At 39.4% G+C, this 14667-nt stretch carries 15 protein-coding genes; 9 read left to right on the forward strand and 6 right to left on the reverse strand.

Annotated elements, in window-relative coordinates:
* Window positions 1-59: 59 nt before the first annotated feature.
* From hemE to LPB68_RS18405, 7 genes are all read left to right on the forward strand, one after another.
* Complete coding sequence (hemE, locus tag LPB68_RS18375; RefSeq protein ID WP_068656269.1) at window positions 60-1100, forward strand: uroporphyrinogen decarboxylase; 1041 nt, start codon at window positions 60-62, stop codon at window positions 1098-1100.
* 44 nt (window positions 1101-1144) lie between these two features.
* Window positions 1145-2089: a ferrochelatase gene (hemH, locus tag LPB68_RS18380; RefSeq protein WP_068656268.1), complete on the forward strand. Its 945-nt coding sequence runs from the start codon at window positions 1145-1147 to the stop codon at window positions 2087-2089.
* A 182-nt stretch (window positions 2090-2271) separates the two neighbouring features.
* The gene (locus LPB68_RS18385; RefSeq protein WP_068656266.1) at window positions 2272-3582 is read left to right on the forward strand and encodes a CapA family protein; all 1311 of its coding nucleotides are present in this window, start codon (window positions 2272-2274) and stop codon (window positions 3580-3582) included.
* 30 nt (window positions 3583-3612) lie between these two features.
* On the forward strand, window positions 3613-4383 hold the full coding sequence (locus tag LPB68_RS18390; protein ID WP_068656265.1) for a glycerophosphodiester phosphodiesterase: 771 nt from the start codon (window positions 3613-3615) through the stop codon (window positions 4381-4383).
* 7 nt (window positions 4384-4390) lie between these two features.
* The gene (locus tag LPB68_RS18395) at window positions 4391-5014 is read left to right on the forward strand and encodes a fumarylacetoacetate hydrolase family protein (RefSeq protein WP_068656264.1); all 624 of its coding nucleotides are present in this window, start codon (window positions 4391-4393) and stop codon (window positions 5012-5014) included.
* Between the two features lie 3 nt (window positions 5015-5017).
* The gene (locus tag LPB68_RS18400; RefSeq protein ID WP_068656262.1) at window positions 5018-5833 is read left to right on the forward strand and encodes a DUF92 domain-containing protein; all 816 of its coding nucleotides are present in this window, start codon (window positions 5018-5020) and stop codon (window positions 5831-5833) included.
* A 73-nt stretch (window positions 5834-5906) separates the two neighbouring features.
* Window positions 5907-7853 carry an ABC-F family ATP-binding cassette domain-containing protein gene (locus LPB68_RS18405; protein ID WP_068656261.1) on the forward strand — a complete coding sequence of 649 codons (1947 nt, stop codon included), beginning with the start codon at window positions 5907-5909 and terminating at the stop codon, window positions 7851-7853.
* 69 nt (window positions 7854-7922) lie between these two features.
* Here LPB68_RS18405 and LPB68_RS18410 read toward each other — a convergent pair whose 3' ends face one another.
* The 5 genes from LPB68_RS18410 to LPB68_RS18430 all read right to left on the reverse strand — a co-directional run bounded on the left by LPB68_RS18410 (window position 7923) and on the right by LPB68_RS18430 (window position 11787).
* Window positions 7923-8957 carry a M42 family metallopeptidase gene (locus tag LPB68_RS18410; RefSeq protein WP_068656696.1) on the reverse strand — a complete coding sequence of 345 codons (1035 nt, stop codon included), beginning with the start codon at window positions 8955-8957 and terminating at the stop codon, window positions 7923-7925.
* The gene (locus LPB68_RS18415) at window positions 8938-9282 is read right to left on the reverse strand and encodes a LapA family protein (RefSeq protein ID WP_082865618.1); all 345 of its coding nucleotides are present in this window, start codon (window positions 9280-9282) and stop codon (window positions 8938-8940) included. Before LPB68_RS18415 ends, LPB68_RS18410 begins: the two co-directional genes overlap by 20 nt.
* 86 nt (window positions 9283-9368) lie before the next feature.
* Window positions 9369-11159 carry an oligoendopeptidase F gene (pepF, locus tag LPB68_RS18420; RefSeq protein WP_068656260.1) on the reverse strand — a complete coding sequence of 597 codons (1791 nt, stop codon included), beginning with the start codon at window positions 11157-11159 and terminating at the stop codon, window positions 9369-9371.
* A gap of 202 nt (window positions 11160-11361) precedes the next feature.
* Window positions 11362-11547 (reverse strand): hypothetical protein, encoded by a 186-nt coding sequence (locus tag LPB68_RS18425; RefSeq protein WP_068656258.1) that lies wholly within the window; start codon window positions 11545-11547, stop codon window positions 11362-11364.
* A gap of 6 nt (window positions 11548-11553) precedes the next feature.
* On the reverse strand, window positions 11554-11787 hold the full coding sequence (locus LPB68_RS18430) for a hypothetical protein (RefSeq protein WP_068656257.1): 234 nt from the start codon (window positions 11785-11787) through the stop codon (window positions 11554-11556).
* A 291-nt stretch (window positions 11788-12078) separates the two neighbouring features.
* On the opposite strand from LPB68_RS18430, the gene LPB68_RS18435 reads away from it, so the two are divergent.
* Both LPB68_RS18435 and LPB68_RS18440 read left to right on the forward strand, forming a co-directional pair.
* Window positions 12079-12279, forward strand: a complete 201-nt coding sequence (locus tag LPB68_RS18435; RefSeq protein WP_068656256.1) for a cold-shock protein — start codon at window positions 12079-12081, stop codon at window positions 12277-12279.
* Window positions 12280-12454: 175 nt separating this feature from the next.
* Window positions 12455-13198, forward strand: coding sequence for a YebC/PmpR family DNA-binding transcriptional regulator (locus LPB68_RS18440; RefSeq protein ID WP_068656254.1), 744 nt, complete (start codon window positions 12455-12457; stop codon window positions 13196-13198).
* Window positions 13199-13285: 87 nt separating this feature from the next.
* On the opposite strand, the gene LPB68_RS18445 is transcribed toward LPB68_RS18440, so the two are convergent.
* Entirely contained in the window at window positions 13286-14605 is a 1320-nt protein-coding gene (locus tag LPB68_RS18445; RefSeq protein WP_068656253.1) for a multi antimicrobial extrusion protein MatE, read from the reverse strand.
* Window positions 14606-14667 lie beyond the last annotated feature (62 nt).

Below are 14667 nucleotides of genomic sequence, written 5' to 3' on the forward strand. Positions count from 1 at the left end.
TAACTTTTAAAAAGTGCATAATAAAAGATAGAGAAATATATTAAAATGGGGGCCAATTAATGACCTACAATGATGCATTTATAAGAGCTTGTTATAAGCAGAAAGTTGACCAGGTGCCTGTCTGGTATATGAGACAAGCTGGTCGAACGGATCCAGATTACCTTAAAATTAAGGAGAAATATAGTCTTCTTGAAATTAGTCGTCAACCGGAACTTGCGGCACAAATTACGTTAATGCCTGTCCAAAAGCTTGGTGTCGATGCGGCTATTCTTTACTCTGATATTATGAATCCCGTAGCTTCACTCGGAGTTGACTTCGATATTGTTAAGAACATCGGACCGGTAATTCATAATCCGATTCGAAATGCAGCGGACATTGAACGTCTTCGTCCCATTGATGTGGAAAAAGATCTGAATCATATTATAGAGACGATTCGAATTCTTGATAAAGAATTGAGTGTGCCTTTAATTACTTTTGCGGGTGCACCTTTTACGATCGCAAGTTATTTAATTGAAGGGCGACCATCCAAAAGTTATATTCTTACCAAAACATTGATGTATAGCGAACCAAAGCATTGGTATAATCTGATGGACAAGCTTGGTGATATGGTAATAACGTATGCGAAAGCTCATATTGCTAATGGTGGTAAAGCATTTCAATTGTTTGATAGTTGGGTTGGAGCATTAGCTCCGAAGGATTTCGAGAAGTTTGTTCTTCCAACGATTACTCGTATCTTTACCGAACTAGCCGATTTGAATGTACCCAAAATTTATTTTCCAGGAGTAAGTTCAGGAGAACTCTTACCTTCGCTGAAGAATATTCAGTCTGATGTTGTAGGTCTGGATTGGAGAGTCTCAATCTCGGAAGGTCGACGGAGAACGGGTGGACGGTTCGCCATGCAAGGTAATCTGGACCCATATATATTAACCGCACCTATGGAAGTCATTAAACAATATGCTAAAGATATTATTGATGAAGGAATACAGGAGCCTGGATATATATTTAACCTAGGACACGGATTATATCCTGAAGCATCTATTGAGAAAATTCGTGAATTAACCGAGTTTGTTCATGAATATTCTGCTGATCAACTGAAATAGTAAAGATGTTAAGAAGGGCAATAAAGATATTAGGAGATGAGTTCGTGAAGTCAAAAGTAGGCGTATTGGTTATGTCATACGGAACACCAGAGAGTTTAGAAGGAATTGAAGAATATTATACAGATATACGTAGAGGAAATCCCCCTACTCCTGAACAACTGCAGGATTTAGTTAGCCGTTATGAAGCAATCGTTGGTGGTGTATTTCCACTCCGTGAGAATACCAATCAACAGGTAAGAGAACTCCAAACGATGTTGAATGCAAGTACAGACCATTCCGATGTTGAGTATGTATGTTACCAAGGACTTAAACATGTTGCACCTTTTATTGAAGATGGTGTAGAAGAAATGGCTAAGGATGGAATTAAACATGCTGTTGGGATCGTATTGGCACCACATTATTCCGTGATGAGTATAGGGAGTTATATTAAACGTGCCCAAGCGAAAGCTTCGGACTTAGGTATAGAAATGACCTTTGTGAAGAATTACCATCTTCATCCTCAATTCATTGAAGCACTTAGCCGACGTGTTAGTGCCAAGCTAGATTTATTCGAGCAAGCTGGAGCTAAGCGAGATGAGGTTAGAGTATTGTTTAGTGCACATAGTCTTCCGAAACGAATCATTGAGATGGGAGATCCTTATCCAGAGCAATTATTAGAAACTTCTAATGCTGTTGCTGAAAGGACAGGCGTGAAGTCATGGCAATTCTCGTGGCAAAGTGCTGGTCGGACAGCTGAACCTTGGCTTGGACCTGACATTTTGGATACACTTGATGAACTTAGTAAAGATAACGTTAAGTATATCCTTGTAGCGCCTGTAGGCTTCGTATCAGATCATTTGGAAGTGCTATATGATTTAGATATAGAAGCACAAGCGATCTCGAAGAACCTTGATATTAGGTTAATGAGAATAGATTCTCTAAATAGCGATCCTCTTTATATTGAGACTCTACGTGATGAAGTCGTGGCTTCCTTCAAGCAAGGGAAATAATTTTTGGGACTGTATTTTTAATTGATAAAGGCTACTATCTATTTGATTCCGAATGGATAGTAGTTTTTATTTTTAGTGGCCTCATCTTATACTGGGTTCTATTTATCGGAACCTGATATAATAGAGATATCTAAGAACATGCAGATTTATAAATTCTAAATCTATGTAAGAAGGAGTAAAGAATGGACTTATCACGTTCTAATAGAAAGAGAACTTCTAGAAAGAAAAAAAAGTTACTCGGTAGATCTTGGTGGATACTCAATTTTTCTCTACTAACTATGATTATCCTATTATTGTCTTATTACTGGGTAACTGAAGAGAATAAGGCAAATTCATTTGTCTATACACCTACTGACACGACAACGATATCGCAATCAGATGATATAGAAGAGGGCAACAAATTGACTGATGGTACTTCATCGAATTTAATTGATGAACAAGATAGTGAAGATGAGAGAGTATTAGATTCCGCTGCAACAGAAGTATCCGTCGAACCTGAAATTCATATTGAAGAGGATGAGTCTATAGTTGTCAATTCAGACTCAGTTCTCACCTTTAATTTTGCTGGAGATATGATGTTTGCTGGAAAAGTGGAAGATAAACTGAAAATGAAAGGGTATGATTTTCCTTTCAAATATGTTAGTAAACTTTTTCAACAAGATGATCTAACGATTGCTAATTTAGAATCGCCAGTTACTACAGCGGGGATCGAAGCTAGCGATAAACAATATGTATTCAAATCCTCACCTAAAGCACTCGTTGCGCTAAAAGAGGCTGGGATGGATGGGGTAGGACTTGCTAATAATCACATTTTAGATCAAGGTGTTTCAGGACTGCTGGATACGCTAAAGTATTTAGAGAAAAGTAAGCTTCAGTACGCGGGCGCTGGCAAGGATGCTGATGAAGCATATGCTCCTACATATTTCACACGACAGGGGGTAAAGGTTGCGCTTATCGCAGTAAGTCGTGTAGTTCCAAAGTCAGATTGGCATGCTGGAAAAGGAAACCCAGGAGTAGCTACGGTATACGATCCAACCCTAGCTATTAAATCGATTGCATCGGCTCGAATGGAGGCGGATATCGTCATTGTGATGGCGCATTGGGGAGAAGAACGTGCGTTAAACCCGATAGGGAACCAGAGCGAATTGGCTCATCAATTCGTCGACGCTGGGGCAGATCTGGTCATTGGCTCGCACCCTCATGTTCTCCAAGGACTTGAACAGTATAAAGGCAAATGGATCGCATATAGTACTGGTAACTTCATCTTTACTAAATCACTCACTGAAACCACTTGGAAGACAGCTATATTCTCTACGACATGTACTCCAGAGGGGGAATGTAGAATTAAGCTTATACCTTTTCACGCAGAATTAGGTCAGCCCGTACCGATGTCTGAAGAAGAGGGCCAACAGCTATTCAAAGATATTGAGGAATTATCCATTGGTGGTGTGAGAATAAATAAAGAGGGTACGGTCTTTATGCCTAAATCATGATTGAGTAAGCTCTAGGGAGGTTATGGATTTTTGAATAATTTATGTGTAGCGCATAGAGGCTTCTCATACAAATCTCCTGAGAATACCATAGCTGCGATAAATATGGCGATTGCTGAGCCTTATGTTCAATGGATAGAGATAGATACACAGCTTTCTTCAGATGGAATACCTGTTGTTATCCATGATTTCAGCTTAGATCGAACAACGAATGGTACAGGGCTGGTGAAGGATCATACCTGGGAACAACTTCAGAGTTTGGATGCTGGACGGTGGAAGGGTGTAGCCTTTATAGGTGAGAAGATTCCCTCCCTTGATGAAGTCTTAAAGCTTAGTCGTGGACGTATTCGTCTAAATATTGAGCTCAAAACAAAAGGTGATATGTACATCGGATTAGAGAAAGCTGTATTGGAGCGTATTTCCTATTATCATATGGAGAATGAAGTGGTGTTGACCTCTTTTGATGAGAATGCATTAAGAAGAGTAAAGGATTATAATGTTAAGATCAACACAGGACTAATTATTAATAATCGACCGATTGATTTAATGAAGCGACTTAAAGATTTGAAGTGTTCCTTTCTGTCGATTAAAGCTTCTTATCTAAATTCAGCATTAACTTCAACACTTATCTCACAAGGGATAACAGTGATGGCGTGGACCGTAGATAATGCCTCAGGAATGAAACGTCTATCATCTATGAATTCTGGTATTATGATTTGTACTAATCGTCCAGATGTGTGGGCAGCCACTTTATTAAACAATAAACCTTATTTTTGGCAAAAAATATTTCATAAAAAGGAATGATACACCCATGGATTTAATGATTCGTAATGTCTATTGTGTAGGCCGTAACTATAGACTACATGCAGCAGAGCTTGGAAATGATATACCGAAAAAACCAATGATATTCATGAAACCCTCTCATGCGGTAATTCCACTGGATAATAGCGTAATTTCATTACCCAAGGATCAAGGTGAAGTGCATTATGAAGGAGAATTAGTTATCCTTATCGATCAAGACTATGAACCGGGGATGACTGTGGATAGCTTAGTGAAGTTCATGGCTTTAGGCATTGATTTTACATTACGCGATGTGCAACAGGTTATTAAAGAGAAGGGGCATCCATGGACAGCAGCCAAAGGATTCAAATCGTCAGCACCTCTGACGGCATTTATTCCTTTTCCAGGGATAGGAGATTTAGCAACATTGGATTTCACAGTGAATAAAAATAAAATCGAGGTGCAACGGGGGAACGCTAACGATATGATCTTCTCTCTACAAAAAATTGTTGAGTATATTGGAACTCATTATGGTTTAGGTAAAGGTGATATCATCTTCACTGGGACGCCAGCTGGAGTTGGACCTGTATCCGCAGGTGACGAGTTCGAACTCTTATGGGGGGATACTCAGCTGGGAAGCTGTGTTATTCAATAACAAATGTTATGGATTATAGGTTTTTTGTGCGCTTTCGTCGTGTCTGTTGCAGCGTATATTAAGAAATCACTCACCATATCAGGAGCACTTGCAGCTACAATCATGGGAATGGTTTACTTTGCAGCCGGAAATCTATTCTGGTTCGGAATACTACTTGTATTCTTTGTTTCTTCTTCGCTACTATCTAAGTTTCGTCAAAGCCATAAGGCTGAGTTGGAGAAATCGTATGCAAAGACTGGACGACGTGATGCGGGACAAGTCCTTGCGAACGGTGGATTTGGAATGTTTCTATGTATACTGAATGCTATATGGCCTCATCCTGCATGGGCTTATCTATTTATTGGTATTATGGGAACCGTCACAGCTGATACTTGGGCAACAGAGATCGGTAGTTTAAGCAAGAGACCTCCGCGCTCAATCCTGAATGGTAAGGTCCAATCTATTGGTACATCAGGTGGAGTATCTCTGCTAGGAAGTGGTGCTGCAGCCGTAGGTGGAGTTATGATCGGTGGGTTTGCGGGGATTTTTGCAGCGATAACTGCATCGGATTTTCAATTGCAATCATTAGTAGTATGGGTGATCTTAGGGTTTGTCTCTGGATTAGTTGGAGCTTTTACAGATTCTATATTAGGAGCTACCGTACAAGTCATGTATGTGTGCCCTGTTTGTGATAAAGAGGTTGAAGTGTTGAGTCATTGTGAGCAGACAACGAAACAATGTCGTGGTTGGATTTGGATGACCAATGACGCTGTAAATATGTGGAGTTCGATTGTTGGTGCGGTAGTTGCCGTTATGATTGGCTTGGGATTAGGATTATAAATGAGACATTATTCATGGTACAATAAGAATTGTTATCATTCAAAATAAGAAACGTTAGTAGGGAAAATGTGAAATGAATATATTAACTGTTGAACATATAAGTAAAAGTTATGGAGAAAAGGTATTATTTAAAGACGCATCATTCGGTATGGAGGATCAGGACAAGATTGGTATTGTCGGTGTGAATGGAACAGGGAAGTCAACCTTTTTGCGTATCATTGCTGGGTTGGAGAAGGCTGATGAAGGTCAGATTTCGATCGGAAATGCTGTTAGAATTAGAACTTTGTCACAGAATCCTGATTTTGATCCAGAGATGACTGTTCTACAGCAAGTATTTCAAGGAAATGATCCGCAAATGAAAGTCGTACGGGATTACACAGAAACAATGGATCTACTCGAACTTGATCCTCTAGATGAAAAGGCAATGGAACGTCTCTTGGATCTCAATCAAGAAATGGATGCTCTACAAGCTTGGCAGCTTGAAAGTGAAGCTAAGACTATTTTGAATAAGCTAGGATTAACACAGTTTGATGACTTGATGGGAACGCTGTCTGGAGGACAACGCAAACGTGTTGCCTTGGCTAGCGCACTGATTCAACCTTGCGAATTGTTAATTCTAGATGAACCTACGAACCATATCGATACGGATTCTGTGGCGTGGCTAGAGTCATTCTTACAGAAACGCCGTGGTGCATTACTTATGATTACGCATGATCGGTATTTCCTTGATCGTGTAGCTAATGTGATGTTGGAGCTTGATTATGGGCGATTGTTCCGTTATGAGGCGAATTATTCAAGATTTCTTGAGTTGAAAGAAGAGCGTGAAGAAAGAGAAGCATCTTCTGAACATAAAAGACAGAACCTTCTACGCACGGAGCTTGCTTGGATGCGTCGAGGAGCCAAAGCAAGATCAACCAAACAAAAGGCGCGAATTGATCGTTATGAGGAATTGAAGGATCAACAAGGAGTTCAGCGTGCTGGATCCATGGATATGTCAGTAGCTTCAAGCCGTTTGGGGCGGAAAATATTAGAGATAGATCATTTACACAAAGTAAATAATGATATGGTTCTCATCAAGGATTTCAGTTATATTGCTGTTCCAGAAGATCGTGTAGGGATTGTAGGACCTAATGGTACTGGGAAGTCTACGCTACTCAATCTTATTGCCGGAAGACTGCAGCCAGATGGTGGAGAACTTAGCTTAGGTTCTACCGTGAAGATTGGTTACTTTACCCAAGAACATCAAGAAATGAATGAGAATCAACGTGTCATTGAATATATTAAGGAAGAAGCAGAAGTCATCCGCACGGCAGATGGTAGTACCATTACGGCAGGACAAATGTTGGAACGGTTTTTGTTCCCACCTACGCTCCAATGGACACCCATTTCTAAATTATCTGGTGGAGAGAAGCGCCGTCTTTATCTTTTAAGAGTGCTGATGGGATCACCCAACGTTCTATTACTTGATGAACCAACGAATGATCTAGATATTCAGACACTCGCTGTTCTGGAACAATATTTAGATGAATTCCCTGGGGTCGTCATTGCAGTATCTCATGATCGGTACTTCTTAGATCGTACGGTTGAAAAGATTGTGGCTTTTGAAGGGGAAGGAAACCTCAGAGTTCATGTCGGTTCTTATAGTGAATATGAGGAATGGATGAATAAGAATGTCTCCAAAGTCCATGAACGTCAACATGAGGAACCATTAGCTAAACCTACTAGCACTCCGATCGTTGAGTCAAAGGGTGGAAACAATTCCATTCCGTCTCGGGAGAAGCTGAAGTTCAGTTTCAAAGAACAACGCGAATATGAACAGATTGATAATCTAATTGAGACTGCTGAAGAGAAGATTGTCCAAATAAACATTAAGATGGAACAGTCCTTTAGTGATTCAGCTACATTACAGGAGCTCATGCATAAGCAACAGGAAGCTCAACAAGAGCTAGAACACTTAATGGAGCGATGGACCTATTTAAATGAATTAGCCGAGAGAATAGAAGAAAGTAATAAAATATAAAGTTATTATCAAAAAGGCACAGTGCAAATAATACGCACTGTGCCTTTTCATTAACTAAACAACCAAAACTTACTGTAAGTAGGCCGCAAGTAACTTAGTCGTATTGATAATCGCTTGTTTATGTGTACGCTCCATCGCATGAGAAGCATGTACACCTGGACCGATGAGTGCAGCACGAATATTGTTTCCTGCCTTGAGCGCTGCAGAAGCATCGGAACCATAATAGGGATAAATATCAACAGCATAGGGAATGTTCTCTGCTTCAGCTAATTCAATAAGTCGGCTAGTCATATCGTAGTCATAAGGTCCTGAAGAGTCTTTGGCACAAATGGATACATCGGTTTCCTTACAACTAAGGTCATCACCGATACAACCCATATCAACCGCAATCATTTCCTCGATATCGTCAGGGATGGAGGAAGCTCCATGTCCAACCTCTTCATAATTAGAAATTAGTATCTTTACGGTTGTACGTGGTTTCCAGTTCTCACGCTTCATAGATTCAACTAAACCGAATAGAGCTGCAACACTAGCTTTATCATCAAGATGTCGGGATTTAATATATCCACTGTCTGTAACGACGGCTCTAGGGTCGAATGATATGAAGTCACCAACGGAGATACCTAATTTCTTCACGTCTTCTTTCGATTCAACGAGTGCGTCAATACGAACTTCCATATGTTCTTCTTGGCGTTTGAAATCACGGGCATCGCTGTAGACATGCACTGAAGGATGAGAACTTAGAATAGTTCCAGTGTATGTCTTACCACCTCGTGTATGTATGGTACAATATTCGTTCTCAATAGCCTGTAACATAAATCCTCCGACCAAGGTAAGTCGCAGGGATCCATCGGGCTTGATAGCTCGAACCATCGCTCCTAAAGTATCAACGTGCCCACTTAAACCGATTGTACGGCTGTTATCTAGTCCTTGGATAGTTAAGATGGCGCCACCCTTGTGATTCCATGTTAGAGGTATCTCTAGAGCTTTAGCTTCTTCTTCGATCCATTTCATCACTTGTGTCGTGTATCCGCTTGGACTTGGTGTGTTAAGTAATTTTTGAAGAAAGTCTATGATATAGTCTTCATTTGGATGGATTGATATCGACATTGGTGACTGCCTCCTCATGTTCTTCTGTGATGGGTGATGCGAGAGATGTTGGGGCTGAATAATTTGTTTCAGTCATGACTTTATTAAGCTCATTCGTTAATCGTTTAACCTCGCGTTGTAGCTTATATTGTCTATAAATTCCAAAGGAACCTACTATAAGTCCTCCGATAAGTACACATCCTAGTATTAGAAGAATGAGAGGAATGCTTACTTCGCTGAAATAAAAATTAACTTGTACAGGATCCACATTAATAACGGCGAATAAAGCAGTTATTAGAGCAAAAATTAATCCAGCAATTAATGACCATTGTATCTTCATATAATAACCTCCTTTATTGACAGTATAAAATCCCTTGACCTAATGGACAAGGGATTATTTTAGCTGTTTCTGCATATATACGAATATTATTTTGTTAATTGCTCCATTTGTGTTATTAATTCTCCAAACACACTCATCGCTTCACGGATCGGTTGTGGCGAAGACATATCTACACCAGCTTTACTTAGAATATTGATGGAGTAGTCACTTCCTCCACTCTTGAGGAATCCGAGGTAACGATCCACCGCAGGTTGACCTTCTTCCAAGATCTGTTTAGAGAAACTAGTCGCTGCAGAGAATCCTGTAGCATACTTGTATACATAGAAACTGTTATAGAAATGGGGAATACGTGCCCATTCCATACCAATATCTTTATCCACTGCCATATCTGGACCATGATATTTGAGATTCAGATCATAGTAGATATCCGATAATGCCTGCGGAGTGAGGGATTCACCCTTTTCAGCATGCTCATGAATGAGTTTTTCAAATTCTGCAAACATGGTCTGTCTGAATACAGTTGTACGGAATTGGTCTGCATAGTAAGTAAGAAGGTACATTTTCTCTTTAGGATCCGTCGATTTCTTTAATAAATAATCCATCAACAGTGCTTCATTGGTTGTGGATGCTACTTCTGCTAGGAAGATTGTGTATTGTGCATCACGATATTTCAAAGCATTATCAGAATAATAGGAGTGTAACGCGTGACCCATTTCATGAGCTAACGTAAACATACTATTGAGATTATCTTTGTGATTCAAGAGAACGTATGGGTGAGTACCATAAGCACCCCAGCTATATGCTCCTGTTCGTTTACCTTCATTCTCATAGACATCAATCCATCCGGTATCATAACCCTCTTGTAATGCTGCTAGATAATCATCACCAAGTGGCTTTAGACCTTCTTTTATAGTTTCCTTAGCTTCTTTATAGGTAATGTCCATTTTGTATTCATCTACAAGTGGTGCAAAGAGATCATACATATGCAATTCATCGACCCCAAGCAGGTTCTTACGAAGCTTCATGTAGCGATGTAGTAATGGTAAGCTTTCATGAATCGTATCAATTAGATTACTGTATACTTCCTTCGGAATATTGTCGCCGTAAAGGGACATCTCAAGTACAGAAGGGTATTTACGTACTGTTGAGTAGAAAATATTCTTATTAACATTAGCGCTTAACGTAGCCGCAATCGTATTTTTTTGTTTAGCATAAGTCTCATAAACTGCTTTGAAAGCGCGACTACGAACTTCACGATTAGGGTTCTCTAAGAATTGAATGTAACTTCCATGAGTTAGTTCTACTTCTTTACCATTCTCATCTTTAATCCTAGGAAATTTCATATCGGCATTATTGATCATACCGAAGATTGTTTGTGGGGCTTGTGATAAGTTGCCCACCTGGGCTAACAATGCTTCTTCCGTCTTCGTAAGAACGTGAGCTTTTTCCCGCTTCATTTCTTGTAGGGTGAATTTATAATCAGATAATACTGGGTCTGATATGAAGGCGTCTAGTTGATCATCTGGTAGAGACAAGATCTCTGGTGTCACAAAAGATAATGCTTCATTGGCATCGACACTTAATTTTTTTGCCTTTTGAGTTAATGCTTGATATGTAGGGTTTGTTGTATCCTCGTCGTGATGCATATGAGCGTATACGTAAAGGCGTTCAACGTGATTGGAAATATCATCTTCAAGTGCGAAGCAATCTTTTACAGATTGAACTGTATTTAACTTTCCTTGAAATCCAGCTGCTGTGGAAATTTTCTTCTGAACTTCGGCATATGCTTGATCCCAATCAGACTGAGAGGCATACAAATCCTGTAGGTTCCATTGATTTTCTTTAGAACCTTCTGAGCGTTTCAATAATTGATCCATGGGAATCCTCCTTACGTGGTTTGAGAATAAAGGTTGGGTTCCTGCAGAAGCTGTAATGGATGGAGCAGAGGGTAGAACCAATATACTTAGGGTCAGTATGAGCGATACAGTCTTGGTTAAGTTCACCAGAGTTGTACCTCCTTTATATGTGCAATCAACCCATAGTATATCCAGTTCTACGAAGTATATTACTGTTCTCTGATCAAATTGAGGAACCCATATTAAGAAAGCTGAATACGATTAAGAAAAAGGCAATAAGAATCATTACAATGGCGGTAAGAGCCATCCAACGTTTTAAGGAGGGTGGAATGGAATTCTTACCCACGATTAAGGCGCCACCAAGTATAAATGCACAGATGATAAAAATAAGCGTACTACTAGGATCCATTGTTCATTAAACTCCTTTGAAGGCAGCCATTATTTCGCGCCATTCGTCTTCTTTATCTTGGTACTCTTCTTTCGGGAATCGATTGTTGGCCCAATGCATTAATGCTGGTCGACTGAGAAAGGTTTGTGTTTCTTCTCCCCATTGATCGGAGATTTCGCGTAACACAAGATATTTCCCTTGAACCTCGATTGTCATCATATTCCATTTGTCTTTTTTGTATATTTCATGTTTTTTAATCATAGTCACATTTCTCCGTTTGCTCTTTTGATAAAATGATAACGCAGACGCAGTAATAAAAGCAAATAAAAACGGAGAAAAGCATCACGATTGCATTTTTATTATTGGAATGTATGTAATCTATTCATATCATTGGCCTATATGGCGCTATTTTAAGTGAATGCTTCCGATGCTAGTTTTTTCGAAGTTATTCAAGATGTATATGCTCAAAAACTTTTAGCCTATGCTTTCGAAGTAGTTTTTTCGATGTTACTCAAGTTGTATATGCTCAAAAACTTTTAGGAGGTTGTTCAATTGAAAGGAACAGTTAAATGGTTTAATGCAGAAAAGGGATATGGATTCATTCAAGTGGAAGCAGGAGATGATGTGTTTGTTCACTTTTCTGCCATACAAGGTGAAGGCTACAAGACGTTGGATGAAGGTCAAACCGTAGAATTTGAGATCACAGAAGGAAATCGTGGACCACAAGCATCTAACGTATTAAAACTAGGTTAATCAATAAAATTTCAGATGTTTTTATGTGTTTCATATATAAAGAATGCACAGTTCTCAGATAGAGTCCTGTGCTTTTTTATCGTTAGATCCCATCATACAAGACTTTGACCGATTGAACATAGGAATGATACACTAGTACAGATGAAATAATCAATTTTATAGGGAGCGCTCCATTATGAAGTTTAAGTTATTTAAAGATCGCAAGGGGAAGGCAGATCAGGCTCGCAACAATAAATTTGTAAAGCTTGCTCGTGAAATTTATGTACAAGCTCGCACAGGCGGACCTAACCCAGAAGCGAATTTCGGTTTGAAGACAGCTATTAATAATGCACGTCAAATTAGTATGCCTGTTGATAACATAGAACGTGCTATTAAGAAAGCTACCGGCAATGGGGAAAATGTAGATTATGACGAGATTTATTATGAAGGCTACGGACCAGGTGGGGTAGCTATCATGGTGAAATGTCTAACAGATAATCGCAATCGTACAGCAGCGGACGTAAGATCTATATTTAATAAACGTAGCGGTAACATGGGCGAGTCCGGTTGTGTTTCTTATATGTTCGATCAGAAGGGTATGCTTGTTATCGATCGTGAAAAGTTTGAGGATTTAGATGAAGATACATTGATGCTTCAAGCCATCGAAGCTGGTGCTGAAGATGTCATCACAAGTGATGAGACTTTTGAAGTGTTAACTCATCCCCATGAATTTGAAACGATTAAAGGAATATTAGAAGCAGATGGTTTAGAATTTACCAGCTCTGAAGTTAGATGGATTCCACAGAATACGATTGATGTAGAGGGCGAGAATGCAGAGAAGTTACTGCGCATGATGGATGCCTTTGAAGATAATGATGACGTACAAGATGTCTATACGAACTTCGAGATCAGTGAAGACGAAGTAGAACGTATTGGCTAAATCATATTTAAATCATAAAAATGCACTGTATCTTGGAAATAACCAGGATGCAGTGCATTTTGTTGTGAAGATGACTTAATAATTCTATTATGCATGTTGTCTCTGATTCAGCGAAGGTTCTCTACTAGTTCGACGTATAACAATCCAAATAATGATCGCTTCCGCTAGTAAACCAAAGGATTGGGAGAGCGCTCCAACCATCCCGTTCCATCCAGGAAAGATGAAAGTTAGAATGAACAAGACAATTATGGTGCATACTGCATTTGCAGTTTGAGAACGGAACATCGTCTTGGTCTGACCACGAAGCAGAATTAATCCATTGCCATAATCAAGCCAAGGCATAACTAGTGTATAAAGCGCGAAGCAGCGTAATGTAAGCAAACTTTCTGTAAGCAGGTTTCCTTTGACATTCATCATATGTTCAAGTGCCCAAGGGCCAAGTGGTGTATACGCCACACTAACAAGCAATGAGAATGGGATAAAACCAATGGCGAGTGCGAATTTTTTGACTAACTGTGCATCAATATTATAGAAGTTCAGAACAATCTGATGCATGTAAGTGAAGAAGCTTATCATTAATTGCATCAAGCTACTTGCAACGGCAAAAGCTGAGATAGCCAAAAAGATTCCAGTTGTTCTACCAAGCATGACATTAATTACGGGGCCAATAAACATGGCGACAAAGGAAGAAAGTAATAAGGGCTTATAGAACTGAAATACATGACCTTTAGTCTCAATAATATGCTCGTCTTGTTTCTTAGGCATAGTTCTAACGATATTACGCCCTTCCCAATAACTCACAGCAGATTCTACCATCATCCCCACTAAGAAAATGATTGCACCTACACGTCCGCTTGTAATATTGTCAGATATAACGTAGTACAGTGACAGGAAATACATACTGGCGAGTCGAATAGCCATGCCAATAGTTAACCATTTTGTCCGATTATGACTAATGATGACACCCTGATATATATTACGAATCACCGAGAAAATGCTAACAAACATTAAAATCTGGTATACGTCAATAACTGATGATAATAGGCTTGCATCAACTCCGAACAAATACTTGAAGATCCCATGACCAACGGGTGTGTATACGATTAGGAAACCAATCAGCATAACGAAAGCTAGAAATACTTTGGTTACATAACTTAGGGCTTGAAATGATATACGATCTTTCACTAGAGCTGAGCAGGTCTGTCTTAATAAGGTGGAAGGTCGTTCAGTAATGGTCAGAAGACTACCAGCGATCGCGTAACTAGCAATTACTGTTTCAGGATCTGCTGCTCTGGCTAATGTACCATTAATGATGACGTGTGATATGGTGACAAGAGAAGCTGAAATGCCTAAAGGTATAAAAAAAATGAAGAGTCTTTTCCAAGAAAGTGGTTCATCTATAGACATCGGATTAAATCTCCTTAATGATGTTAAGGTTATAAAGTACCGATAGTATATCATATGAAGTT

Source organism: Paenibacillus crassostreae (genome assembly GCF_001857945.1).
Classification (GTDB): Bacteria; Bacillota; Bacilli; order Paenibacillales; family Paenibacillaceae; genus Paenibacillus_AQ; species Paenibacillus_AQ crassostreae.